This is a genomic window from Pseudomonas borbori (assembly GCF_900115555.1).
In the GTDB taxonomy this organism is placed as follows: Bacteria; Pseudomonadota; Gammaproteobacteria; order Pseudomonadales; family Pseudomonadaceae; genus Aquipseudomonas; species Aquipseudomonas borbori.
On record NZ_FOWX01000002.1, the window covers coordinates 55,251 to 80,830 of the forward strand.

Annotated in this window: 19 protein-coding genes; 5 read left to right on the top strand and 14 right to left on the bottom strand. The window is 63.0% G+C overall.

Annotation, left to right across the window (positions count from 1 at the left end; genetic code table 11):
* The first annotated feature begins 391 nt into the window (after positions 1-391).
* Positions 392-694, top strand: a complete 303-nt coding sequence (locus tag BM315_RS01580) for a type II toxin-antitoxin system HigB family toxin (protein WP_090497121.1) — start codon at positions 392-394, stop codon at positions 692-694.
* Between the two features lie 5 nt (positions 695-699).
* A complete protein-coding gene (locus tag BM315_RS01585; protein ID WP_090497123.1) occupies positions 700-1,071 on the top strand; it encodes a helix-turn-helix domain-containing protein in 372 nt (123 codons plus the stop codon).
* A 34-nt stretch (positions 1,072-1,105) separates the two neighbouring features.
* On the opposite strand, the gene flgL is transcribed toward BM315_RS01585, so the two are convergent.
* The 14 genes from flgL to smc form a co-directional block, all read right to left on the bottom strand.
* On the bottom strand, positions 1,106-2,344 hold the full coding sequence (gene flgL, locus BM315_RS01590) for a flagellar hook-associated protein FlgL (protein ID WP_090497125.1): 1,239 nt from the start codon (positions 2,342-2,344) through the stop codon (positions 1,106-1,108).
* 103 nt (positions 2,345-2,447) lie between these two features.
* Complete coding sequence (flgK, locus tag BM315_RS01595) at positions 2,448-4,499, bottom strand: flagellar hook-associated protein FlgK (RefSeq protein WP_090497127.1); 2,052 nt, start codon at positions 4,497-4,499, stop codon at positions 2,448-2,450.
* An 8-nt stretch (positions 4,500-4,507) separates the two neighbouring features.
* On the bottom strand, positions 4,508-5,680 hold the full coding sequence (flgJ, locus tag BM315_RS01600; protein WP_090497129.1) for a flagellar assembly peptidoglycan hydrolase FlgJ: 1,173 nt from the start codon (positions 5,678-5,680) through the stop codon (positions 4,508-4,510).
* A gap of 13 nt (positions 5,681-5,693) precedes the next feature.
* Positions 5,694-6,791 (bottom strand): flagellar basal body P-ring protein FlgI, encoded by a 1,098-nt coding sequence (locus tag BM315_RS01605; RefSeq protein ID WP_090497131.1) that lies wholly within the window; start codon positions 6,789-6,791, stop codon positions 5,694-5,696.
* A gap of 77 nt (positions 6,792-6,868) precedes the next feature.
* Positions 6,869-7,564, bottom strand: a complete 696-nt coding sequence (gene flgH / locus BM315_RS01610; protein WP_090497133.1) for a flagellar basal body L-ring protein FlgH — start codon at positions 7,562-7,564, stop codon at positions 6,869-6,871.
* A 60-nt stretch (positions 7,565-7,624) separates the two neighbouring features.
* A complete protein-coding gene (flgG, locus tag BM315_RS01615) occupies positions 7,625-8,410 on the bottom strand; it encodes a flagellar basal-body rod protein FlgG (protein WP_090497136.1) in 786 nt (261 codons plus the stop codon).
* 46 nt (positions 8,411-8,456) lie between these two features.
* Positions 8,457-9,197 (bottom strand): flagellar basal body rod protein FlgF, encoded by a 741-nt coding sequence (locus tag BM315_RS01620; protein WP_090497139.1) that lies wholly within the window; start codon positions 9,195-9,197, stop codon positions 8,457-8,459.
* A gap of 275 nt (positions 9,198-9,472) precedes the next feature.
* Positions 9,473-10,876 (bottom strand): flagellar hook protein FlgE, encoded by a 1,404-nt coding sequence (locus BM315_RS01625; protein WP_090497141.1) that lies wholly within the window; start codon positions 10,874-10,876, stop codon positions 9,473-9,475.
* 44 nt (positions 10,877-10,920) lie between these two features.
* On the bottom strand, positions 10,921-11,586 hold the full coding sequence (flgD, locus tag BM315_RS01630) for a flagellar hook assembly protein FlgD (RefSeq protein WP_090497143.1): 666 nt from the start codon (positions 11,584-11,586) through the stop codon (positions 10,921-10,923).
* Positions 11,587-11,607: 21 nt separating this feature from the next.
* Positions 11,608-12,051, bottom strand: a complete 444-nt coding sequence (flgC, locus tag BM315_RS01635; RefSeq protein WP_090497145.1) for a flagellar basal body rod protein FlgC — start codon at positions 12,049-12,051, stop codon at positions 11,608-11,610.
* Between the two features lie 14 nt (positions 12,052-12,065).
* Entirely contained in the window at positions 12,066-12,473 is a 408-nt protein-coding gene (gene flgB, locus BM315_RS01640) for a flagellar basal body rod protein FlgB (protein ID WP_090497147.1), read from the bottom strand.
* Positions 12,474-12,834: 361 nt separating this feature from the next.
* Complete coding sequence (ligA, locus tag BM315_RS01645; protein WP_090497149.1) at positions 12,835-15,204, bottom strand: NAD-dependent DNA ligase LigA; 2,370 nt, start codon at positions 15,202-15,204, stop codon at positions 12,835-12,837.
* Positions 15,205-15,628: 424 nt separating this feature from the next.
* Positions 15,629-16,453 carry a cell division protein ZipA gene (zipA, locus tag BM315_RS01650; protein ID WP_090497150.1) on the bottom strand — a complete coding sequence of 275 codons (825 nt, stop codon included), beginning with the start codon at positions 16,451-16,453 and terminating at the stop codon, positions 15,629-15,631.
* Between the two features lie 238 nt (positions 16,454-16,691).
* Entirely contained in the window at positions 16,692-20,180 is a 3,489-nt protein-coding gene (gene smc / locus BM315_RS01655; RefSeq protein ID WP_090497152.1) for a chromosome segregation protein SMC, read from the bottom strand.
* Positions 20,181-20,686: 506 nt separating this feature from the next.
* On the opposite strand from smc, the gene xdhA reads away from it, so the two are divergent.
* The 3 genes from xdhA to xdhC all read left to right on the top strand — a co-directional run bounded on the left by xdhA (position 20,687) and on the right by xdhC (position 25,572).
* Entirely contained in the window at positions 20,687-22,126 is a 1,440-nt protein-coding gene (xdhA, locus tag BM315_RS01660; protein ID WP_090497154.1) for a xanthine dehydrogenase small subunit, read from the top strand.
* The gene (xdhB, locus tag BM315_RS01665) at positions 22,119-24,515 is read left to right on the top strand and encodes a xanthine dehydrogenase molybdopterin binding subunit (protein WP_090497156.1); all 2,397 of its coding nucleotides are present in this window, start codon (positions 22,119-22,121) and stop codon (positions 24,513-24,515) included. Before xdhA ends, xdhB begins: the two co-directional genes overlap by 8 nt.
* Positions 24,516-24,735: 220 nt before the next feature.
* Positions 24,736-25,572, top strand: coding sequence for a xanthine dehydrogenase accessory protein XdhC (gene xdhC / locus BM315_RS01670; protein WP_090497158.1), 837 nt, complete (start codon positions 24,736-24,738; stop codon positions 25,570-25,572).
* Positions 25,573-25,580 lie beyond the last annotated feature (8 nt).

Below are 25,580 nucleotides of genomic sequence, written 5' to 3' on the forward strand. Positions count from 1 at the left end.
TCTTGATGGGCAACAAGCGCTTAGCTCAAGCAGGGGTGCTATCTGGATATTTTGCCGGGTTTTCGGCGGTTTTAGACCCGTAGGTTGGGTTAGCGGCGGACGCTTATCCTGAACCAAGCCCAGCCCTCAACCGCCGCGTAACCCAACATGGCGTCAGCCGTTACGCCGCAGATGATGGGTTACGCCGCACGCACAACGCTGGCTTGATCGGAGGGCTGTGGCGGCTAACCCATCCTACGGGTCTGCTACGGTCGCGATGCTTTCAGCGCCTTCAAGGCCCATCGCGGCTAAAACGGAACGCCGCCCGCCCTCCCACGGCAGTCCGATAAATCATGGGCACAGCCTACGGCGAGCACTTGCACAAGTCCCAGCACGGGACTAAAGTTCACCCATGAGAATTATCGCCATCAGCCATCTGAAAGCCTTCTGGGAGCAATACCCGGACGCTGAACAGCCCTTGCTGGCGTGGATAGATGAGGCCAGGAAGGCCAACTGGTCCAGCCCGACTGAAATAAAGGAGCAGTTCCGTAGCGCGAGCATTCTCAAAAGCCGCAGGGTCGTTTTCAACATCAAGGGTAACGACTATCGGCTGGTGACTGCTGTCGCCTACCGTTTCGGCGCCATTTACATCAAGTTCGTCGGAACACATCGGCAGTACGACGCCATTGATGCCAACACAGTAGAAATGGAGTAACCGCCATGAATATTCGCCCGATTCGTACAAACAACGACTACCGGGAAGCCCTCAAGGACGTGTCCGCTCTATTTGATAACCAGCCAGAGCCAGGCACCGCCGAAGGCGACAGCTTCGAGGTGATGATCACCCTCATCGAAGCCTATGAAGCCAGGCACTTCCCCGTTGACCTGCCAAACCCCATCGATGCGATCAAATTTCGCATGGAGCAATCCGGCCTGACAGCAGCCGACCTGGCCCCTGCCATCGGCAGAACCAATCGTGTTTACGAGGTGCTGAACGGCAAGCGCGCGCTCACGCTACCGATGATCTGGAAGCTGCACGCCATGTTCGGCATTCCAGCGGAAAGCCTTATCAAGCCCGCCACTCACGCCTGAGCGCAGCGATAGGTGGGCACAGCGATACGAATCGTCAGCGCAACTGGCTGAACAGGTTGAGACTGCTGATCTTCACATAACTCTGCTGCGCTGCTTCCAGAACAATGGACTGAAAGGACAGCCGCGACAGCGCTTCGGCGTAGTCCAGTTCGCGCAAGTCGGCCTGCACGGAATTGTTGACCAGCGCGACGTCTTCGTTATCAGTCTGGGTCGAGTCGATGATATTCAGGCGTGCGCCGATTTCGCCGCGCACGCTGTCGACCGTGCTCATGCCGTGATCGAGGTTGGTCAAGGCCACAGCCACCGCATCACGCACCTGCGAGCCCGCTGCCGGGCTTTCCAGGCTGGTGCGTAGATTGGCGATGGTGTCGAGGATGCCCTGCTTCTGCCGAGTAGGATCGGCGGTGATCTGGATGCTTTCACCACCCACGGGCACACCGTCGAATTGCATGGCCACACCGCGAAAAACCAACTGGTCGCTGGTTGCAACGTCAGCGTCCATACGCCCACTGGCGAGCACGGCGGCAGCAGGAATGCCGTAGACCTCGTAGCGGTGCGGATCTGTCGGATCGAAGCGGATTTCGACGCCCGTATCGGGGAATACCGGACTACCGGAGAAGGCCACTTCGTCCTGCACCAGCAGTGCGGACACACCGAGGGTGGAACCGGGCGCCAGTGAAGCGTCGAGCACCGCATCCAGACGCCCGGCATTGGTGACGCTCTGGAAGATCTTCTTGCCGCTGTCGCTGATCGCCAGATCCAGCGAACTGGCCACCTGTAATTTGCGCTGGCCCTCATCGCCCTGATAGCTGTAGCTGCCATCGCCCTCGCGCACGAAGGGCTGGGTCTTGCCCTGAAACCCGGCGAACAGGTATTCGCCGCGGGCATTGCGGGTGTTCATCAGGCCGAACAGTTCGTTTTCTCGTTCGCCCAATTCCGCGGCGATGGACTGGCGATCGGCGGTGCTGAGCACACCATTACCGGCCTGCACCGCCAGTTCGCGCACGCGCTGCAACACGGTGTTGACCGAGTTGAGGGTGACTTCTTCCTGACTCAGGCTGTTCTTCGCCGCAGTGAGGTTGTCCTTGTACTGGGTCAGCACATTCTGTTGCTGCTCCAGTTGCAGCAGGCGCACCGAGGCGACCGGGTCGTCCGCCGGGGTGAGGATGCGGTTGCCGGTGCTGATCTGCTCCTGGGTACGGGTGGCATTGGCGTAGTTGCGCTGAATGCCCTGTACGCCGTTGTTGAACGTCTGGATGGTGGAGATGCGCATACTGGAGCCTCTTGTTGCAACCGGCGAGTTCTGTAGGGTGCGCCTTGCGCACCGGCTGGTTCATCGGTGCGCGCGGCCTAGGCGGCCTCGCGCACCCCACGACTTATCTGAAGGCACTGATCAGGGTATCGAACAAAGAACGGGCAACTTGAATGACCTGGGCCGAGGCGTTGTAGTACTGCTCGAACTTGATCAGGTTGGCGGCTTCTTCGTCGAGATTGACCGCCGACAGCGAGTCGCGGTTGTTGCTCGCCTGTTTGAGAATGGCGCCGGTGGCGTCGCTGTCCTGCCTGGCCTGCGCCGTCAGGGTGCCGACCCGCTCGACCAGGTCGCCATAGCCGTCGGTGAAGCTGACGCCGGTGCCGATGCCCACCGACGGGTCCACGCCCACGCTCTGCTTGTTCTGCAGATCGACCAATTTCAGGGCGTTGCGGTTGTCGGAGACGCCGTTTTGATTGAAGCCCAGGGTGAAACTATCGCCATTTTCCGGGCGACCGCTGAACGCTTGCTCGATGCTGTAGTTCTCGGTGACTGCCGGAACACCGGAAGTAACTGCAATGGTGTAACTCAGCGTATTGGCCTGACCCGGGTTGACGGACAACGATGCAGGAGAAATAACCACTCCTGCTGGTGCGGGGCTGGGCAAACTCAGGTCAAGCTGTTGGGTGGTGGCGTTGTAGGTCATGGTGACCGGCGAGAAACCACTCAACACTGACGGCAGTAGGGGGTCATGGGTAGAGGTGAGCTGCGGCTGACCTATCACCGCATTCCCCCGATTCTGCAGATCGGCCTCGGAACGCACCGGCGCGGCAAACGCCAACTGATCGGGCTGATCCAACTGGGCGCTGATGGCGGTGGCGCCGCGCCGGGTCGGCTGCAGGAGAAACCGGTCATCCGCCGCCGGCGCGGAGTCGATGGCCAGTTCGAAACCCTGGTCGCGGCCGCTCGCATCGGTAAAGGTCAGGGTCGCCGGATAGCTGCCGGGCGAGCTGGGGTTGATCGTCATGGTCGCGCCATCGCTCAAGCGCCGTGCGCTGTAGTTGCTGCCATCGTAATCCAGGCGGTAGTCGCTGGTGGTCAGGATGCTGCTGTCGGTGATATTCAGCGCCGGCTGGACGTTGCTGGTGTTGGTCGAATAAGCCCGCACCCGCAGCTGGGCCAGCGCCGTGTCGTTGTAATCGCCGAACAGCGCCGTGCCCACCTGGCCTTTCAGGTCCAGACCCTGGCCGAGCTGGCTGTTGACCTGGTCACTGACCGCCAGGGCCAGTCGCCCCAGGGAGTTGAGGGTCGGATCCAGGGTCTCGCTGCGATAGCGGATCAGCCCGCCCAGCTCGCCACCGCTGAGCAGGGAGGTGATGCCCTGGCGCGAGCCGCCGCTGACGAAGCTCACCTCGAAACGCGTCGGGTCGCCCTGCCCCGGCCCGACTTCCAGGCGGCTGGTGCTGCTGCCCACCACCAGCGGCTGGCCGGAGCCAACGAACAGGTTGAGCGAGTTGTCGTCCTGCGCCACCACGGTCACGCCGACGAAGGTGGACAGCTGGCGGATCGCCTCTTCGCGGGCATCGAGCAGGTCGTTGGGTTGCTGACCGTTGGCCGCGGCCTTGGCGATGGAATCGTTGTAGCTGGCAATCGAGGTGGCCAGGCGATTGACCTGGTCGCTGACGGCCACCATCTGCTTGTTGATGAACTCGTTCTGCTCGCCGATCCGGTCGGCAACCGTATTGAAGCGCCTGGCCAGGCCTTCCGCCTCGGACAGCACCAGTTGCCGCGCCGGAATGTTGGCCGGGTCTTCGGCGGCCGTCTGCAGGGAAGAGAAGAACTTCTGCACCGAGGGCGTGATGCCGGTGGTGGTGCCTGCCAGCAGCGAATCGAGCTGTTCGATCTGGCTTCTGTAGGCTTCCACGTCGCTGCTCAGCGCGGTGCTGCTGCGCACCTGGGCACTCAGGAACTCGCTGTAGGTGCGGCGGACATCCACCAGGGTGGTGCCCGAGCCGATATAGCCGGCACCGCTGAACTGCGGATTGCGCGTGGCCTGCACCGTGTCCTGACGGCTAAACCCGGGGGTGTTGACGTTAGTGATGTTATGCCCGGTGACGGCCAGCGAGGTCTTGTTCGCCGACAAGCCGGACAGGCCGATACTCAGTAGGTCAGCCATGGCTCAGTTCATCCCCGGGTCGGCGCCGTGTCGCTGGACGCGATGGTTTGGTAGGTCGACATCTGCCGGGCGATCTGTGACACCTTGCGCGCGTACTGCGGATCGGTGGCGTAACCGGCCTTCTGCAACTCGCGAGCGAACTGCTCGGGGTTCTGCGTGGCATCGAGGGCTTTTTCGTAGCGACCGTTGCTCTGCAAGAAGCTGACGAAGTCTTCGAAGCTGTGGGCGTAGGAATCATAGGCACGGAACGTGGCCGCCTCCTTGACCGCCTTGCCACCCTTGTACTCGGTGGTCAGCACCCGTGCCGACTCGCCGTCCCAGCTGTTGTGGCTCTTGATGCCGAACAGGTTGTGGCTGCTGCTGCCGTCCTGCTGGCGGATGATCGACTTGCCCCAACCGGTTTCCAGCGCGGCCTGGGCCACCAGGTAGCGGGCATCGACGCCGATCTTCTCGGCGGCCTGTTCGGCCATCGGCAGCATGGCGGCGATGAACTCGTCTTTCGAGGCGAAGACGGTCTTGCCCGCTGCCTGCGCCAGACGCCGGCCGCTGATGGCATCCGCGCCATTCAGGTCCAGGGCCTTGTCGGCGGGAGCGGCAAACGCCTTGGCCGGGATCCAGTCGTTTTGCGCCAGCGGCTGTGCATCCAGCGTGTCGGCCGCAGGCACGATGCCCGCCATCAACCGGTCACTCGATTTACCCGGCAGCGACAGGCGCCGCTGATTGAGCAGGGACGAGTCGTCGCGGCTGCTGTCGACCCTGGCCAAGGGCTTGCTCGGCGCACTCGGTAGCGGCTGGTCGACCTGAGCGAAGGGGTTGGGCCGGCTGCCGGCGTCCTTGATTTTTGACATCTGCCGCACCAGCACGTCGGCCAGACCGATACCGTTCTGGTTGTTCGACAGGGTCACCGACAGCTGCTGGTCGTGCATGTCCTGGTAGGTCTTGCTCTCGTTGCTGTTCATGAAGTTGCCTTCGGCGAACACTTCGTTGGCCGAGCGCATGGCCTTGAGCATTTCATTGAGAAACAGCGACTCGAACTCTTGCGCCACCTTGCGAATGTTCTGCTCGCTGTCGCCACCGACCTTGAACTGGTTGAGCCGGTTCAGGTCGGTGAAGGCGCCGCTGTCCAGCGGGCTGTTGCCGTTGATGCTGCCGGGCATACCGGCCGAGAGTCGAGAATCCATCGCCGCTGCCTCCTTAAATCACGATCAGGTCGGCCTGCAGGGCGCCGGCTTGCTTGAGCGCCTCCAGGATGGCCATCAGGTCGGAGGGCGATGCGCCCACCTGGTTCACCGCCCGAACGATTTCATCCAGGGTGGTACCGGGGCCGAACTTGAACATCGGTTTAGCCTCTTCCTGGGCCCCCACCCGCGAGCGTGGCACCACCACGGTCTGGCCACCGGAGAGGGCTTCCGGCTGACTGACGATGGGGTCTTCGGTGATGGTTACCGTGAGGCTGCCGTGGGTCACGGCCGCCGGTTGCACGCGCACGTTCTGGCCGATGACGATAGTGCCGGTACGGGCGTTGATGATGATCTTGGCCACCGCCTGGCCGACTTCGACTTCGAGGTTTTCCAGAATCGACAGGTAATCCACCCGCTGATTCGGATCGAGCGGCGCGCTGACGCGGATCGAGCCACCGTCGAGCGCCTGGGCGACACCTGGGCCGAGCAGGTCGTTGATCTGGTCGACGATATTCTTCGCCGTGGTGAAGTCCGGACGATTGAGGTTGAGGGTCAGGGTATTGCCCTGATCGAAACCGCTGGGCACCGAACGCTCGACCGTCGCACCGCCAGGAATGCGCCCCGCCGAAGGCACGTTGACGGTGATGCGCGAACCATCGCCGCCTTCGGCATCGAAACCACCGACCACCAGATTGCCCTGGGCGACGGCGTAGACATTGCCGTCGATGCCCTTAAGCGGTGCCATCAGCAGGCTACCGCCGCGCAGGCTCTTGGCGTTGCCGATGGAGGAAACGGTGATGTCGATGGTCTGCCCCGGCCTGGCGAACGCCGGCAGATCGGCATGGATGGACACCGCCGCGACGTTCTTCAGCTGCACGTTGCCGCCTGGCGGCACCTTGATGCCGAACTGCGCCAGCATGTTGTTGAAGGTCTGCACGGTGAACGGCGTCTGGGTGGTCTGGTCGCCGCTGCCATTGAGGCCGACCACCAGGCCGTAGCCGATCAACTGGTTGCTGCGCACGCCCTGGATACTGGCCAGATCCTTGAGCCGCTCGGCCTGGGCCGGCAGGCACAGCAGAGCGCATAGCAATAAGAGGTAGGAGCGGGCCATGCCCGCGATCCTGCTACCGACCCTGTGAATGCTTTCGCGGGCATGGCCCGCTCCTACGATCATCATCTGCGTCACCCTTAGAACGGCCACAGCGGGCTGATGAAGAAACGATCGAGCCAACCCGGCTGACTGGCGTCGGCGAAGGCGCCGGTGCCCGAGTAGGTGATGCGCGCATCGGCGATGCGGGTCGAGGCCACGGTGTTGTCCGTGGCAATATCGTCGGCTCTGACCAGCCCGGCGATGCGCACCAGTTCGTCACCGGTATTGAGGGTCATCCACTTCTCGCCGCGGATCGCCAGAATACCGTTGGGCAATACCTCGGCCACGGTCACGGTGATCGAGCCGCTCAGGCTGTTGCCTTGGGCCGCCTTGCTATCGCCCTTGGTGTCGCGGTTGGCGCTGTACTCGGCGCTCAGCGACAGCTGATTGTCGGAGAACGGGTTAGCTGCCGTCACCGCGCCGCCGAACAGCGAGGTCAGGCCGATGTCGGCGCTGCTGTCCTTCTGGATCTGCGAGCCGGCATTCTTGCTGGCCTGGGTGCGCTCGTTGAGGGTGATGGTGATGATGTCGCCGACGCGGAAGGCCTTGCGATCGTCGAACAGGTTGTTCTCGAAGCCGGCCTGATAGATCGAGCCGTTGTTCTGCTCCGCCGGCAACGGCGTGCGCGGCAGTACCGGCGCGTAATAGGGGTCGTTGGGCTTCGCCGGCGGCGCGACGCAGCCACCCAGGACAACCAGACCCAGCATCGAGAGCACTATTACCAGCCGGTTCATAACCACTACCTCACGGCGTTTGTATCGAGTCAGGGCCGGGCAACCGCCCGACCTCAACGATTAAAGATTCTGCGAAACGAAGGCCAGCATCTGGTCGGCGGTGGAGATGACTTTCGAGTTCATCTCGTAGGCGCGCTGGGTGGTGATCATGTTGACCAGCTCCTCGACCACGCTGACGTTGGAGTTTTCCAGGGTGTGCTGCAGGGTGGTGCCCAAGCCGTTGAGGCCCGGGGTGCCGACCTGCGGCGCGCCGCTGGCGGCGGTTTCCAGGAACAGGTTGTTGCCGATCGCTTCCAGACCGGCCGGGTTGATGAAGTCGGCGGTCTGCAGGTTGCCGACGATCTGCGGCTGCGGATTGCCGTCGGTGGTCACCGACACCGTACCGTCTTCGCCGACGGTGAAGGTGCGTACTTCGTTGGGCAGGACGATCGCCGGCTCCAGGGCATAACCGTTGGAGGTGACGACCTGGCCGTCCGAGTTCAGGTGAAAGCTGCCATCACGGGTATAGGACACCGTGCCATCGGGCATCAGCACCTGGAAGAAACCGCGGCCGTTGACCGCCAGATCCAGGGGTTGTTCGGTGGTTTGCAGACTGCCGGCGGTGAAGATCTTCTGCGTGCCGACCACCCGCACCCCGGTACCCAATTGCAAACCGGACGGCAGCTGGCTGTCCTGGCTGGACTGGCCGCCGGGCTGGCGGCGGATCTGGTACAGCAGATCCTCGAACTCGGCCCGATCGCGCTTGAAGCCCGTGGTCGAGACGTTGGCCAGGTTGTTGGAAATGGTAGTCAGGTTCATGTCCTGGGCGGACAGACCGGTCTTGCTGACCCACAGTGCCGGAAGCATATCGATTCTCCTCGAGCGCCATTTTCAAGGCGCCGCGTGCTGGTGATTAGCTAATTTGCAAAACCCGCGCCACAGCGGCCGCATTGTCTTCGGCAGTGCGCATCATCTTCACTTGCAGCTCGAACTGGCGGGACAGGGAGAGGATGGCAGTCATCTCCTCCACCGCATTGACGTTGCTCGACTCGAGAAAGCCGGAGGTCACCTGCACGCTGGCATCGGCCTGCACCGGCTCGCCACCCTTGTAGCGAATCAGGCCGTCGCTGCCCTTCTCCATCTGCTTCAGGTCGGGATTGACCAGCTTCAGCCGATCGACTTCTGCCAGCACGCTAGGCCCTTCGCCGAGGGCGCGAATGCTGATGGTGCCATCCTGGCCGATCTCGACCTTCTGCTCCGGCGGCACGGCAATCGGTCCGCCATTGCCCATCACCGGCAAACCGTTGCCAGTACGCAAGACCCCAAGAGCGTCAATATTCAGGCTAGCGGTGCGCACATAGGCCTCGCTGCCGTCGGCCGCCTGTACGGCCAGCCAACCGCGCCCGCCGATCGCCACATCCAGATCGCGACCGGTTTCCTGCAGAGCACCTGGGGTGAAGTCGGTTCCGGGGCGCTCGGTCATGGCGTAGACCCGTGCCGGGAAACTGTCGCCAAAGACCTGCATCGAACGCGCCTGCTCGAAGTCGCGGCGAAAGCCATTGGTCGAGATGTTCGCCAGGTTATTGGCGTGGGCACTCTGCGCCAGGCTGTTGTTGTGGGCTCCAGTCATAGAGACGTACAGCATCTTGTCCATGGTCATCCTCCGAGGTGGGCGTATTACCCGCTGCTCTATGAAAGGGAATAGAGCAAAGGTCGTGCCAGCCTCGAACAGAAATCATAAGACGTTGAAAATATTAATTTTTTAAATAAATAAAAGGCCCCATGAGGAGCCTTTCGAGACGAGATCGGCGAGTTATTGCCGCCGACGGCAAAGCCAGAGCCTGCCGCCCAAGGACGCTGCCGCGCCAATCGGGCGGATTGAGTGGCGGTCGATACCCATCAATCGCTTGCCCCTACTGCCGCGCCTTATCAACGCAGGTTGATGATGGTCTGGGTAATCGAACTTTCGGTCTCGATGGTCTTGGCGTTGGCCTGGTAGTTGCGCTGGGCGACGATCAGGTTGACCAACTGGTCGGACAGCTCGACGTTGGAGTCTTCCAGGGCGCCGGATTGCAAGGCGCCAAGGGTGCCGCTGCGCGGCGTACCGACCACCGGTTCGCCGGAGGAGAAGGATTGCACCCAGGCGGTTTTACCCACCGGGGTCAGGCCCTGCACGTTGGCGAAGCTGGCCAGGATCACCTGCCCCTGCACATTGGATTGACCGTTGGTGTAACGGGCGAAAATCACCCCGGTGTCATCGATCTCCAGGCCCGCGAGCTGGCCGGTGGTGTAGCCATCCTGACTGACGGCGTTGACCGCGAAGGAGCTGGAGAACTGGGTGGAGTTACGCATGTCGACCAGAATGCCGGTAGGACTGGCATCCGCGCCATTGCTCGACCATACCGGCGGCTCGCCGCCATCCGAGGCTGCGGGCACCCAGTCATTCAAGGTGAAACGCCCGCTGGTGTCGACGGTGAAAGCCGCACTGGAGGTCAGGCTGCTGGTATTCAGCTGACCATTGGCATCGAAGCGTACGCCCATCGAGTAGGGCGTAGTCGATGTCGGGGTAGCCGGATTGCGCCCATCGACCAGCACATTCATCTGCCACTCGTTGGCCCCGGTCTTGACGAAATATTGGCTGAGCACATGGGCATTGCCCTGGGTATCGTAGACGTTGGTCGAGGTGGAGGAGTTGTAGGTGGTCGGGTCGGCCGGATCGAAGGTGGCGTTACCTGTCGCTTCGGCAGCGGTGACCTCCGCAGCAGTCGGATTAAGCGGATCCACGGCACCGGCAATCGACGCGTCATAAGCACCCTGCCAGGATGTCGGCACGGCATTGGTCGAGTTCAGATTGAACGTCTGACTCAGCTCGGTGGTCGAGCGCGGCGCCTGGCTCGCGGTTTCGATGCGCAGATCGCTGATCACGCCATTCTGCAGGTTGCCATTGCCATCGACGGCGTAGCCCTGCAGCTTGTAACCGAAGTTGTTGACCATGAAACCCTCACGGTCGGTACCGAAATAGCCGGCACGGGTGTAGCTGACCTCACCGTTGTTGCTGGTCTGGAAGAAGCCGTTGCCGTTGATCGCCAGGTCCAGGGAGTTCTGCGTGTAGTTGACGTTGCCCTGGTTGAACAGCTGCGACACGTTGCTCAGAAGCACACCGCTACCCAGCGCATTCTTGCCGGATCCGTTCACCGAGGCCGCATAGACATCGGAAAATTCCGCTCGCGACTGCTTGAAGCCGGCCGTACCGGCGTTGGCGATGTTGTTGCCGGTCACGTTGAGATCGCTGGTCGCCGCGCGCAGGCCGCTAAGACCGATATTGAACGCCATGGAAGTCTCCTTTGCCGGGATGGCCGGCGATTAAAACCCTGAAATTACTGACCGATGACCTGCACCTGGGAAAGCGGCACACTGCCAAGCCCCGCCAGATTGAGCATCAACTCGCTGCCGCCCAGCACCACGCTGTCGACGTTGGCCGGAAGCATGGTGTAGAGCCCCTCGGTCTCGCCTTCGTAGGTAGCCTGCGCCTCGAACTTGTAGGTACCGGGCGGCAATACTTTGCCGTTGGCGTCTTTGCCGTCCCAGATAAAGCTGACATTGCCGGCGGCCTGCTCACCCATGTTGACCCGACTGACCACAGTCCCCGCGTTGTCGTAGACGTTGACGTAGACGTTGCTGCTGCTGGTCGGCAGCACCAGGCTGGCCTTGAAGCTCTCGCTGGTATCGACCACCGCCTTGTCGGTCGGCACTATCACCTTGCGCCCGACCAGGGATGAGGCCTGCAGCGCCTGGGAGGACTGATAACCGGACAGCAGCGAACCCATGCTGGAGTTGAGTTTCTCGATGCCTTCGACCTGACTGAACTGCGCCAGCTGGGCAATGAACTCGCCATTACCCTGCGGCTCCAGGGGGTTCTGGTTATTCAGTTGGGCCACCAACAAGTTGAGAAACTCGTTCTTGCCCAACTCCTTGTTGGCCGTGGTATCGCTCTTGATCTGGTATTGATCGAGTGCCGAACTGACGCCATTTACCGTGCTCATGTCCTGTCTCCCTCGTGCGGCTTACTGACCCAGGGTCAGTACGCGCTGCAACATTTGCTTGGCCGTGTTCATCATCTCGACGTTGGTCTGGAATGCCCGACTGGCGGAGATCATGTCGGCCATTTCCTCGACCACATTGACGTTGGGGTAATACACATAACCGCCTTCATCGGCCGCCGGATGGTTCGGCTCGTAGCGCGGCACCAGATTGCTCTGATCCTCGACGATACCCAGCACCTGCACGCCGCTGCCGGCCTGACCCTGCTCGGCGAACAGCGAACCGCTGCCATCGCCCAGGGATTGCTGGAACACGGTGGCGAATACCGGATGGCGTGCGCGGTAAGTCTGGTCGACGCTCGACGACACCGTCTCGGCGTTGGCGATGTTGCTGGATATGGTGTTCAGGCGAGTGCTCTGGGCACTCATGCCGGTTCCGGCGATATTGAAAACACTGGCGAGTGACATGGCTTCAGGCTCCTTTATTCGCCGCGCAGGGCGCTGACCAGCCCTTTGAATTTGCTGTTGAGGAAGGTGAAGCTGGCTTGGAAGTTCACCGCGTTTTCCGCATAGGTGGACTGCTCGACCTGCACGTCGACGGTGTTCTGATCGATCGAGGCATGCGCGGGAATGCGGTAAGCCAGGCTGGCACTGCCCATGGCCACGCCCTCGGCGGCGATATGCTGGCTATTGGTGCGGGCCAAGCCAGCCGAACTCTGCTGGTTCCTGGCGCTCTGCTCGGCCAGCACCGAAGCGAAATCCAGATCGCGCGCCTTGTAGTTGGGCGTATCGGCGTTGGCTATGTTGTTGGCCAATACCTCGGCACGCTGGGCGCGAAAGCCGAGTGCCTTTTCATGGATGCCGAGTGCACTGTCGAAGCTGATGCTCATGGTCAGGAACCTTTGCCGTTGGGCTTGCCTGTTTTGCGTACAAGACAAAAAGCAAAGGTCGTGCCATTTAAATTATTCGTTATTTTTCAACAGCTTGATAAATACTCATGGCGTTTCGAACGATCAAGCGGCAAGACTTTTCCGCCTTATGGCAAGCAACCCGGCCAGGGTTTTGCCGCTGCGCATGGCCACTGCAGGGTGCGTCGCATGCCTCGTTTCAATGCGGGGGCGCCAGGCGGCGTTCCGCCCCCGCGGCGATGACGGACAACGTCCGCCCAAGTAGCGCCAAGGTGGATGGGTGAAGCGTCATCCACCGCTGCGCAGGCAGGACTACCTGGTGCGCACGGCGCACCCTACAGGCTTAGCCCAGGCGCTCCAGCTCTGCGAGAAACTGCGCTTCGTCCAGCACCCGCACGCCCAGCTCGCTGGCCTTGGCCAGCTTGGAGCCGGCGCCGGGGCCGGCGACCACGCAGCTGGTCTTGGCCGATACCGAACCGGCCACCTTGGCGCCCAGGCTTTCCAGTTTGTCCTTGGCGATGTCGCGGCTCATGACTTCCAGGCTGCCGGTCAGCACCCAGGTCTGGCCGGCCAGGGGCAGGCCTTCGACGGCTTTCTTCTCACTCTGCCAATGCATGCCGAACTCGCGCAACTGCGCCTCGATGGCACGAGCATGTTCGACATTGGCCGGCTCGGCGAAGAACTCGCGCAGCGCCTGCTTGCCTTTCTCATTGAGGCCCTTCATCACGCTCAGTTCCAGCCAGTCCTGACTGAGTTCGATCACCCGCTCGAGGCTACCGGCCTTGTCCGCCAGGTTCTTCGCCCCGGTGACGGCGATGCCGGCGATGTTCAACTTGTCGAGCAGGCCCGCCAGGGTCGCGCAGCCGGCGAACTCCGGGTGCACCTCGCCCTCCTCCTGCAGCTCGATGCCGCGCTCGAGCAATTGGGCGATCACCTTGCGGTTGTGTTCGTCGCGGAAGAAGCTGTGAATCTCATAGGCGACTTCCAGACCGACATCCGGCAGGTAGGTCAGCACCTCCGGCAGCGCCTGCTCGATGCGCCGCAGCGAAGCCAGCGCACGGGCCAGCACCTTGGCGGTTTCCTCGCCGACATCGGGGATGCCCAGGGCATAGATGAAGCGCGCCAGGCTCGGTTTGCGGCTGGCGGCGATGGCCGCCAGCAGGTTGTTGCTCGACAGCTCGGCAAAGCCCTCCAGGCCGACGATCTGCTCGAACCTGAGGGTGTAGAGGTCCGCCGGCGAGCCGACCAGGCCTTCATCGACCAGTTGCTCGACGCTCTTCTCGCCCAGGCCTTCGATGTCCATGGCGCGCCGCGAGACGAAATGGATGATCGCCTGCTTGAGCTGGGCCGCGCAGGCCAGGCGGCCGACGCAGCGGTAGATCGAGCCGGCGCTGAACGACTCCTTGCCCTTGCTGCGCTTGACCAGCTGGGTGCGCTCGACGTGGGAGCCGCATACCGGGCAGCTCTCGGGGATCTGCACCGCTCGCGCATCGGCCGGGCGCCGCTCGGCTACCACCTGCACCACCTGCGGAATCACGTCGCCGGCGCGGCGGATAATTACTGTGTCGCCGATCATCAACCCCAGTCGCGCCACTTCGTCCATGTTGTGCAGGGTCGCATTGGATACCGTGACGCCCGCCACCTTGACCGGCTTCAGGCGCGCCACCGGGGTGACGGCGCCGGTGCGGCCGACCTGAAACTCGACATCCAGCAGCTCGGTCAGCTCCTCCAGCGCCGGGAACTTGTGGGCGATGGCCCAGCGCGGCTCGCGGGCGCGGAAGCCCAGCTCGCGTTGATAGGCCAGGTTGTTGACTTTGAACACCACGCCGTCGATCTCATAAGGCAGGGCATCGCGCTTGTCGCCGATGGCGCGGTAATAAGCCAGACACTCCTGCACGCCCTTGGCCAGCTGCAGCTCGGGGCTGATCGGCAGGCCCCAGCCCTTGAGCGCCTGGAGGATGCCGATATGGCTGTCCGGCAACTCGCCCTGGACTTGGCCGATGCCGTAGCTGCATAACTGCAAGGGACGGCTGGCAGTGATCTTCGGGTCGAGCTGGCGCAGGCTGCCGGCCGCGGCGTTGCGCGGGTTGGCGAAAGTCTTGCCGCCGCTTTCCAGTTGTCGGGCGTTCAACGCCTCGAAACCGGCCCGGGAGATGAACACCTCGCCGCGCACTTCCAGCACGCGCGGCCAGCCGCTGCCCTGCAGCTTGAGCGGGATATTGCGGATGGTCCGTACATTGACGCTGATGTCCTCACCGGTGCTGCCGTCGCCACGGGTGGCACCGCGCACCAGCAAGCCATCGCGATACAGCAGGCTGACGGCCAGGCCATCGAGCTTGGGTTCGCAGCTGTATTCCACCTCGGCGCCACCGCCGAACAGGTCGCCGGACGGCAGGTCCAGGCCCTCGCGCACGCGGCGGTCGAAGTCCAGCAGATCGGCCTCCTCGAAGGCGTTGCCGAGGCTGAGCATCGGCACCTCATGCCTGATCTCGCCGAAGGCGCTCAAGGCGCTACCGCCGACGCGCTGGGTCGGCGACTCCGGCGTCACCAGTTGCGGATGCTCGGTCTCCAGCGCCTTGAGTTCATTGAACAGACGGTCGTACTCGACGTCCGGCACGCTCGGCTCGTCGAGCACGTAATAGCGGTAGTTGTGCGCATCGAGTTCGCTGCGCAACTGGGCGATGCGTTCGGCGGCGGTTGGGGTGACGGACATAATTCACAAGCCGTAGCTGCAGGCGTGAAGCTGGAGACGGCTGCCGGATAATTCCGGCCCTGGCGTCCAGTTCAACCTTTGGTTGATATTCAGGCGCAGGATTCTAGCGGTTTGCAGGCGGGCGTGCCTTGGCTATGTGGGTGCGGAGCCTATGCCGCTGAACAAGGCTGGTCAGCGCGAGCCGAAACGCCAAAGCACCGCGCCAGGGTCACCCCCCACAAAAGCAGCAGACACCGCACCCCCTGTAGGAGGCCCGACCTCGGGGCGATGGCGGACAGGGTCCGCCCAACAGGCAAAAGCATCGCGCCGGAGCACGGAACGCCGCCCGGATCCTCCTGCACGTTGGTGCATCGGGCGGCAGAAAAGACCAAGCCTCAAACCAAGCGCGCGGCTTGTAGCTTGAGGCTTGTCGTTTGCAGCCGGTTCAGCGTTTCTGGGTCAACTGCTTGCGCTCATATTCGACGATGCGCTGACGGTAATGTTCGATGGTTTGCGCGGTCATCACACTACGCTGGTCGTCCTTGAGTTCGCCGTTGAGTTCGTGGGCCAGCTTGCGCGCGGCGGCGACCATCACGTCGAACGCCTGCTTGGGATGGCGCGGCCCCGGCAGGCCGAGGAAGAAGCTCACCGCGCGGGTATTGAAGCCCTCTATATCGTCCAGGTCGAAGGTACCCGGCTTGAGCGCATTGGCCATGGAGAACAGTACTTCGCCGTTACCGGCCATGCTTTCGTGACGATGGAAGATGTCCATCTCGCCGAAACGCAGGCCGCTCTCCAGAATATTCTGCAGCAACGCCGGGCCCTTGAAGCCGCCGTCGTCGCGGGCGACCACATTGATCACCAGCACTTCCTCGACCGGTGGCAGCTCTTGGCTGCCGTTGTGCCCCTTTTCCTTGCGCGACTCGGCCGCATCGTCCACCGGATTGAGCAGAGTCGGCACCGGCTCGTCCAGGCCCAGGTTGAGGTCACCCTGTTGTGGCTCGCCACCGCGGCGACGATTCAACTCGCGGGCGCTCATCGAGGGCAGGTCATGCTCATCCAGGGAAGGCTCGTGATTGCGGTCAACAACCCGTGGCGGGCTGAGCAAACCGGGGTCGCCATCGACCTCCGGAAGATCGGCAAAACTGCGGTCGAGTTTGAACTTCAATTTACCCTTGCCACCGCGCATGCGCCGCCAGCCATCGAACAAGATGCCAGCGATCACAATGATGCCGATGACGATCAGCCATTCGCGCAGACCGAATTCCATGAAATACCTTGACCCCTAATTGAAAATCTTATGAAAAAAGGCGTCCCGCCCCTGCTGCGTCATCTCTATACGTGGTGCCAACTCCATGTTCTGACAGGCGTTTCCCACGTGTGACAAAAGTGGACGATAAGCTAGCACGACGAAAGGTAACTTTACACAGCCAACAAGCCGTTAAAAAACGCCATGCGTCATTTTGTTGCAGGTCATCGCCAGGCCCGCATCGCCAGCAAGCTCCCGCTCACGCCTCCACCATGGCCAGGGCCTCCTCCACATCCACGGCCACCAGCCGCGAACAGCCCGGTTCATGCATGGTCACGCCCATCAGTTGCTCGGCCATTTCCATGGCGATCTTGTTGTGGGTGATATAGATGAACTGCACTTTTTCCGACATTTCCTTGACCAACCGGGCATAACGTCCAACGTTGGCGTCGTCCAATGGCGCATCGACCTCGTCGAGCATGCAGAACGGCGCCGGATTGAGCTGGAAGATGGCGAACACCAGGGCCAGCGCGGTCAGCGCCTTCTCACCGCCCGAGAGCAGATGGATGGTGCTGTTCTTCTTGCCCGGCGGCCGGGCCATGATGGTCACCCCGGTATCGAGTAGATCTTCGCCGGTGAGTTCCAAATAGGCGTTGCCGCCGCCGAAAACCTTGGGGAACAAGGCCTGCAGCCCGCCGTTGATCTGATCGAAGGTCTCCTTGAAGCGGTTGCGGGTTTCCTTGTCGATCTTGCGAATGACGTTTTCCAGGGTATCCAGCGCCTCGACCAGGTCGGCGTCCTGCGCATCCAGGTAGCGTTTGCGCTCGGATTGCTGCTGGTATTCGTCGATGGCCGCCAGGTTGATCGGGCCGAGACGCTGGATGCGCGCGGCCAGGCGCTCCAGTTGCTCTTCCCAGGCTTGCTCGCCGGCCTCGGCCGGCAGCGTGGCAAGCACGCCGTGCAGGTCGTAATTGTCTTCCAGCAGCTGATCCTGCAGGGCCTTGCGTCGTACCGTCAGCGCTTGCCAGTCCATGCGCTGCTGCTCCAGCTGGCCGCGCAACAGCTGGGATTGCTGCTCGGCCTGGGTCCGGCGCTTCTCCGCATCGCGCAGTTCGCGGTCGGCATCTTCCAGGGCCAGGCGCGCCAGCCTGAGTTCGTCGTCCACCGCCATGCGCTTGTCGAGCAGCTCTTCGAGTTTCAGGCGTAGCTCTTCCAGCGGCGCTTCGCCCTCTTCCAGGTTGAGGCTGAGCTGTTCGCGCTTCTCGTGCAGGCGCTCGGCCTGGGACTCGAGACGCTCCAGGGCCTGGCGGGTGGAATCGTGCTGGGCCTTGAGCGAGCCCAGGCGCACGGCCAATTGGTGGGCGTGATCCTTGTGCTGGCGGGCCTCCTGGCGTACCCGGTCGAGTTTTTCACGCAGGGCATCGCGGCTGGCCAGCAGGCTCTCGCGCTGCTGGTTGTCGCTGGCCATGGCGTCGAGAGCGGCCTGCAGCTGCAGGCGCAATTCGCCCAGTTGTTCCTGCTCCAGCTCACGCTGTTCGGCCAACTCCAGCAGTTCGCTGTCGAGACGCCGGCGGCGCAGGGTCAACTGCTCGACCTTGGCTTGCCCGGCGGACAGTTGCGCCTTCAGCTCGCCCAGGGTGCGGGCCTGATCCTGCAACTGGCGGCGCTGCTGTTCGCGCACTTGCTCCTGCTGGCCCTGGCTTTCGCGCAAATGCAGCAGGCGCTCGTCGAGCAACGCCAGCGCCGCCTCGAATTCATCGCGCTGCAAACCCAGGCGTTCCAGTTCCTGGCCACGCGCCAGCACGCCGCTCTCCGCCTCGCTGGCGCGGCGCACCCGCAGGAAATGCCGGCCGACCCAGTAGCCGTCGCGGCTGATCAGGCTTTCGCCTTCGCCCAGGCTGGTGCGCGCCGCCAAGGCATCGTCCAGCGAATCCACCGGCTTGACGCTGGCCAGCCAGGGCGCCAGGTCGACGCTGGCCTCGACCTTGTCCAACAGGCTGCCGGCGACCCGCGCGCCGCCTTTATCCGGGCTGGCCAGGCGCAGATCGCCCTGGGCCAGGCCGCTGAAGTCCAGACCATTGAAATCGTCCAGCAGTACCGCTTGCAGGTCGGCGCCGAGCACGGTTTCCACCGCCAACTCCCAGCCGGCCTCGACCCGCAGGCCTTCGGCCAGGCGCGGGCGCTCGCTCAGGTGCTGCTCGCGCAGCCAGTCGCCGACGCCCTTGCCGGGATCGAGCGCCGCCTGCTGCAGGGCTTCCAGCGAGGCCAGGCGGCCGTTCAGGCGTTGCAGTTCGCCTTGCGCCTGCTGCTGAGCCTGACCGGCTTGCTGCAGGTCGTTGCGCAGTTGTTGCAGGCGCTCGGCTTGCTGCTCTTCGGCGAGCTGCAAATCTTCCAGGCCCAGTTCGCTGGCAGCGATCTGCTCGCCCAGTTCGGCGATGGCGACGTCTTCCGGGTCGGCGGCCAGTTGCTGCAACTCGTCCGCCAGCCGGCGTTGACGCTCGGCCAGGCGCTCCAGGCTCTGCTCCAGTTGCTGAATGCGCGATTGCTCCACCTCGGCCTGGCGGCGCGGCTCGGCGCTACGCTGGTTGAAGCCGTCCCACTGCTCCTGCCAGCCGTGCATGGCGCTCTCGGACTCTTCCAGCGCGGCGGCGGCTTCCTCGGCGGCAGCGGCGGTCAGTTCCTGCTCGGGTGCGAGCATGGCCAGCTCTTCGCCGAGGGTGGCCAGCAGGGTACGGTCGTGCCCCAGGTGCGCTTCGGTTTCCAGGCGCGCGCGCTCCGACTCGCGCAGGTCGTCCTGCAACTGACGCAAACGCTGCTGGCCGTGCTGGATGCTCTGTTCGACCCGGGCGATATCGCCGCCGACCGAATAGAAGCGCCCCTGCACCAGATTGAAGCGCTCGCTCAACTCGTGGTGACCGTCGCGTAGGCGCTCGATGCTGGCATCGGCATTGCGCTGCTCGGCGACCAGCGCCTCGAAGCTGACTTCCTGATTACCGATCACCGCCTCGCGCTGACCGACCTGCTCGTTCAGCGCCTGCCAGCGCAGGGCCGTCAGCTGAGCCTTGAGCTGGCGTTCTTCGGCTTTGTATTCCTGGTATTTCTCCGCGGCCTGGGCCTGGCGGTGCAGGCGTTCGAGCTGGCGCTCCAGCTCCTCGCGCAGGTCGCTCAGGCGCGCCAGGTTCTCGTGGGTGCGGCGGATACGGTTCTCGGTCTCGCGGCGGCGTTCCTTGTACTTGGAGATGCCGGCGGCTTCCTCGATAAAGTTGCGCAGATCCTCGGGCTTGGCCTCGATCAGCTTGCTGATCATGCCCTGCTCGATGATCGAGTAGCTGCGCGGGCCCAGACCGGTGCCGAGGAAGATGTCGGTGATATCGCGCCGGCGGCACTTGGTGCCGTTGAGGAAGTAAGTGTTCTGCGAATCGCGGGTGACCCGGCGGCGGATGGATATCTCGTTGTAACCGGCGTATTCGCCGGTCAGGGTGCCGTCGGAGTTGTCGAAGACCAGTTCGATGCTGGCCTGGGTCACCGGCTTGCGCGTGTTGGAGCCGTTGAAGATGACGTCGGTCATCGACTCGCCACGGAGGTTCTTCGCCGAACTCTCGCCCATCACCCAGCGCACGGCGTCGATGATGTTCGATTTGCCGCAGCCGTTGGGCCCGACCACCGCTGCCATGTTGCTCGGAAAACTCACCGTGGTCGGGTCGACGAAGGACTTGAAGCCGGCCAGCTTGATGCATTTAAGCCGCATGTACTGCCATCCTTGGCGCGCCAGCGGTAGCTGGCAATGGCGGGGTCAGTTCGGCCACTCGGGCTCCACGAAGGATGCGCTCAGCAAGGTGATGAGCAATCTGCTCAGCGAAGCTGCCGGGAGCCTGGAAGGTCATGATTTTCCTTCGGAATCGTGGAGAGCGCGGGGCGCGAGTGTAACACAGGGTATTGGCCGACCAAGATACGCCGGCAGGGCTTTGCGCCGCGCCATACCTCCCATCACGCAAGCGCTACGCACAGGCGGCGAAGTTTGCATAGAAAGCCGCTACCTTTTAACCACGCCTTTGCTGTTTTTTGCGCTCATAACCGAATCGCATGGCAACCGCCTGACCATAGGGTCAAATATTTGTTGACCCAAAAGTCAGAAAACTCTAGATTTGCCCCATGCCAAGCCGTGCCAAAACGTCGCACTCACCTGCAAAGTCGTTTTAGCAGAGCCTGATACGAGCCATTCGTAAAGAACAATAAAGTGCCTGGAGGTCGTCCTTGATCCAGTTTTTACTCAACCGGGAGCTGCGCACCGAGCACGCCCTGGACCCCAACGTCACCGTGCTCCAGTACCTGCGTGAGCATGTCGGCAAGCCCGGTACCAAAGAAGGCTGTGCCTCGGGCGACTGCGGTGCCTGCACCGTGGTGGTCGGCGAACTGGATGGCGAGCGCGTGCGCTACCGCACACTGAATTCCTGCCTGACCTTCGTCTCCTCCCTGCACGGCAAGCAGCTGATCAGCGTCGAAGACCTCAAACACCAGGGCAGGCTGCACAGCGTGCAGCAGGCCATGGTCGATTGCCACGGCTCGCAATGCGGCTTCTGCACCCCGGGCTTCGTCATGTCGCTGTTCGCTTTGCAAAAAAACAGCACGAGCTTCGACAAGGCCGAAACCATGGAAGCGCTGGCCGGCAACCTGTGCCGCTGCACCGGCTACCGGCCGATCATCGATGCCGCCGAGCAAGCCTGCTGCCAGCAGCAGCCGGACCAGTTCGACGCTGTCGAAGCGCAAACCGTGGCCCAGCTGAAGGCCATCGCCCCGCGCGATACCGCCGAACTCAATAGCGGCGACAAACGCTGCCTGTTGCCGCTGACCGTGGCCGACCTGGCCGAGCTCTATGCCGCCAACCCGGAAGCGCGCCTGCTCGCCGGCGGTACCGACCTGGCCTTGGAAGTCACCCAGTTCCACCGCGAGCTGCCGGTGATGATCTATGTCGGCCATATAGAATCGATGAAGCGTGTGGAAGTCACCGCCGAGCATATCGAGATCGGCGCCGCCACCGCGCTGTCCGACTGCTACACCGCGCTAGCCGCGGAGTACCCGGACTTCGGCGAGCTGCTGCACCGTTTCGCCTCCCTGCAGATCCGCAACCAGGGCACCCTGGGCGGCAATATCGGCAACGCCTCGCCAATCGGCGATGCCCCGCCGCTGCTGATCGCCCTCGGTGCGCAGATCGTCCTGCGCAAAGGCAACGACACGCGCAGCCTGCCGATCGAGGATTACTTCCTCGACTACAAGGTCACCGCCCGCCAGGAGGCCGAGTTCATCGAGAAGATTCTGGTGCCGCGCGCGCAGGCCAATCAGGCGTTCCGCGCCTACAAGGTGTCCAAGCGCCTGGACGACGACATTTCCGCGGTGTGTGCCGCCTTCAACCTGCGTATCGAAGACGGCGTGGTGCAGGATGTGCGTATTGCCTTCGGCGGCATGGCCGCCATCCCCAAGCGCGCGGCCGCCTGCGAAGCTGCCCTGCTCGGTGGCGTCTGCTATCCGGCCGAGATCGAACGTGCCTGCGCGGCGCTGGCGGAGGACTTCACCCCGCTGAGCGATTTTCGCGCCAGCAAGGAATACCGCCTGCTCACCGCGCAGAACCTGCTGCGTAAATTCTTCCTCGAGCTCAACGCTCCCGAAGTCGAAACCCGGGTGACCGCCTATGTCTAGCCATCACAAAACCAGCAAAACCCAGGAACAGCTGGCCGCCCTGTTCCGCGCCGACATCACCACCGGCGTCGGCAAAAGCGTCAAACACGAGAGCGCGGACAAGCACGTGTCCGGTGAAGCCGTGTATGTCGACGACCGCCTGGAATTCCCCAACCAGCTGCACGTCTATGCCCGCATGAGCGACCGCGCCCACGCGCGCATCGTCAAGATCGACACCGCGCCCTGCTATGCGATTCCCGGCGTGGCCATCGCCATCACCAGCAAGGATGTGCCCGGCCAGTTGGATATCGGTCCGGTGGTCGCCGGCGATCCGCTGCTGGCCGACGGCAAGGTCGAATACGTTGGCCAAGTGGTGCTCGCGGTCGGCGCCGACAGCCTGGAAACCGCACGCAAGGCGGCCATGGCGGCGATCATCGAATACGAAGACCTGGAACCGGTGCTCGACGTGGTCGATGCGCTGCGCAACAAGCACTTCGTCCTCGACAGCCATCAGCACAAGATCGGCGACTCCGCGGCCGAATTGGCCACCGCGCCGCAGCGTCTGCAAGGCAGCCTGCATATCGGCGGCCAGGAACATTTCTACCTGGAAACCCAGATTTCCTCGGTGATGCCCAGCGAAGACGGCGGCATGCTGGTCTACACCTCGACGCAGAACGCCACCGAAGTGCAGAAGCTGGTGGCTGAAGTACTGGGCGTGCCGATGCACAAGATCGTCATCGACATGCGCCGCATGGGCGGCGGTTTCGGCGGCAAGGAAACCCAGGCCGCCGGCCCGGCGTGCCTCTGCGCGGTGATCGCGCACCTGACCGGGCGGCCGACCAAGATGCGTCTGCCGCGCATGGAAGACATGAGCATCACCGGCAAACGCCACCCCTTCTATGTCGAATACGACGTCGGCTTCGACGACGACGGTCTGCTGCATGGCATCCAGATCGAGCTGGCCGGTAACTGCGGTTATTCCCCTGACCTGTCCGGCTCCATCGTCGACCGCGCGATGTTCCACGCCGACAACGCCTACTTCCTCGGCAACGCCACCATCAACGGTCATCGTTGCAAGACCAACACCGCCTCGAACACCGCCTACCGCGGCTTCGGCGGCCCGCAGGGGATGGTCGCCATCGAAGAAATCATGGACGCGGTGGCGCGCAAGCTGGGCAAGGACCCGCTTGAGGTGCGCAAGCTCAACTACTACGGCAAGACTGAGCGCAACGTCACCCACTACCACCAGACCGTCGAGCACAACGTCATCCATGAGATGACCGCCGAGCTGGAGGAAAGCAGCGAGTACGCCAAGCGCCGTCGTGAAATTGTTGAGTTCAACAAGAAAAGCCCGGTATTGAAGAAAGGCCTGGCGTTGACCCCGGTTAAATTCGGCATCAGCTTTACCGCCACCTTCCTCAACCAGGCCGGCGCACTGATCCATATCTACACCGACGGCTCGATCCACCTGAACCACGGCGGCACCGAGATGGGCCAGGGCCTCAACACCAAGGTTGCGCAGATAGTCGCCGAGGTGCTGCAGGTGGATATCTCTCGCATCCAGATCACCGCGACCAACACCGACAAGGTGCCGAACACCTCGCCGACCGCCGCCTCTTCGGGGGCCGACCTGAACGGCAAGGCTGCGCAAAACGCCGCCGAAACGCTCAAGCAGCGTCTAGTGGATTTCCTGGTGCGCGAATACAAGGTCACCCCGGAAGACGTCGAGTTCCGCAACGGCCAGGTGCGCGTGCGTGATCTGTTCCTGAGCTTCGAGGAAGTGATCCAGAAGGCCTACTTCGCCCAGGTGTCGCTGTCCTCCACCGGCTTCTACCGCACGCCGAAGATCTACTACGACCGCGACAAGGCTGCGGGTCGACCGTTCTACTACTTCGCCTACGGCGCGGCCTGCGCCGAGGTGATAGTCGATACCCTGACCGGCGAATACAAGATGCTGCGCACCGATATCCTGCACGACGTCGGCGCCTCGCTGAACCCGGCCATTGATATCGGCCAGGTCGAAGGTGCGTTCGTCCAGGGCATGGGTTGGCTGACCATGGAAGAGCTGGTGTGGAACGGCAAAGGCAAGCTGATGACCAATGGCCCGGCCAGCTACAAGATCCCCGCCATCGCCGATATGCCGCTGGACCTGCGGGTCAAGCTGGTGGAGAACCGCAAGAACCCGGAAGACACGGTGTTCCATTCCAAGGCCGTGGGCGAGCCGCCCTTCATGCTCGGCATCGCCGTGTGGTGCGCGATCAAGGATGCGGTGGCCAGCCTGGGCGACTACCGGGTGCAACCGAACATCGACGCCCCGGCTACCCCCGAGCGCGTGCTCTGGGGCGTGGAGCAGATGAAGAAACTGCAGCAGACGGCCAAAGCCGTGAGTGCAGAAGTCGAACCGGCCTAAACCTGTAGGAGCGGGCCATGCCCGCGATGCTTCTGCATCGCAGGCCTTCGCGGGCATGGCCCGCTCCTACACAAGCACAACGGTGAACAACAATGACAAAACACACCGAACCGAATAGCCAACCGACCCGGCCGGTGCCGGTTCCGATACTGGACCCGTCGCCGAGCAACTGGCGCCTGCCGCGCCCGGGACAACTGCCGCCAACCTGGAGGCTGAGCAAATGAGCTGGATCAGCGCCCTCGCCGAACTGCAGCAGCAAGGCACGCCCTGCGTGCTGGTGACCATCATCGAAGAGCGCGGCTCGACCCCGCGCAATGCCGGCTCGAAGATGGTGGTCACCGTTGATCGCATCTTCGAAACCATCGGCGGCGGCCATCTGGAATACAAGGCGATGGAACTGGCCCGCGCAATGCTCGCCTCACGCAGCCAGGACACCCGCCTGGAGCGCTTCAACCTCGGCGCCAGCCTCGGCCAGTGTTGCGGCGGCGCCACCGTGCTGCTGTTCGAGCCCATGGGCCAACCCCAGGCGCAGATCGCCGTGTTCGGCGCCGGCCATGTCGGCCGCGCCCTGGTGCCGCTGCTCGCCAGTTTGCCGTGCAAGGTGCGCTGGATCGACTCACGGGAAAACGAGTTTCCCGAACAGATCCCCGCCGGGGTGGACAAGGTGGTCGAGGAAGACGTGGTCGACGAGGTCGAGCGCATGCCGGCCGGCAGCTACTTCATCGTCATGACCCACAATCACCAGCTCGACCTGGAGCTGACCGCCGCCATCCTCAAGCGCAACGATTTCGCCTACTACGGGCTGATCGGCTCGAAAAGCAAGCGCGCCAAGTTCGAACACCGCCTGCGCGAGCGCGGCGTGGCCGCCGAGATGATGCAGCGGATGCGCTGCCCGCTGGGTTTGCCCGAAGTGAAAGGCAAGCTGCCGATCGAGATCGCCGTGTCCATCGCCGGCGAGGTGATCGCCACCTACAACGCCGCATTTGGCCAGGACGTGAAAAAGGGCGAGAGCAGCGTTGCCAAGCTTCTACCGGCCTCGCGCCGAACTTCCTCGTAGGTTGGTGT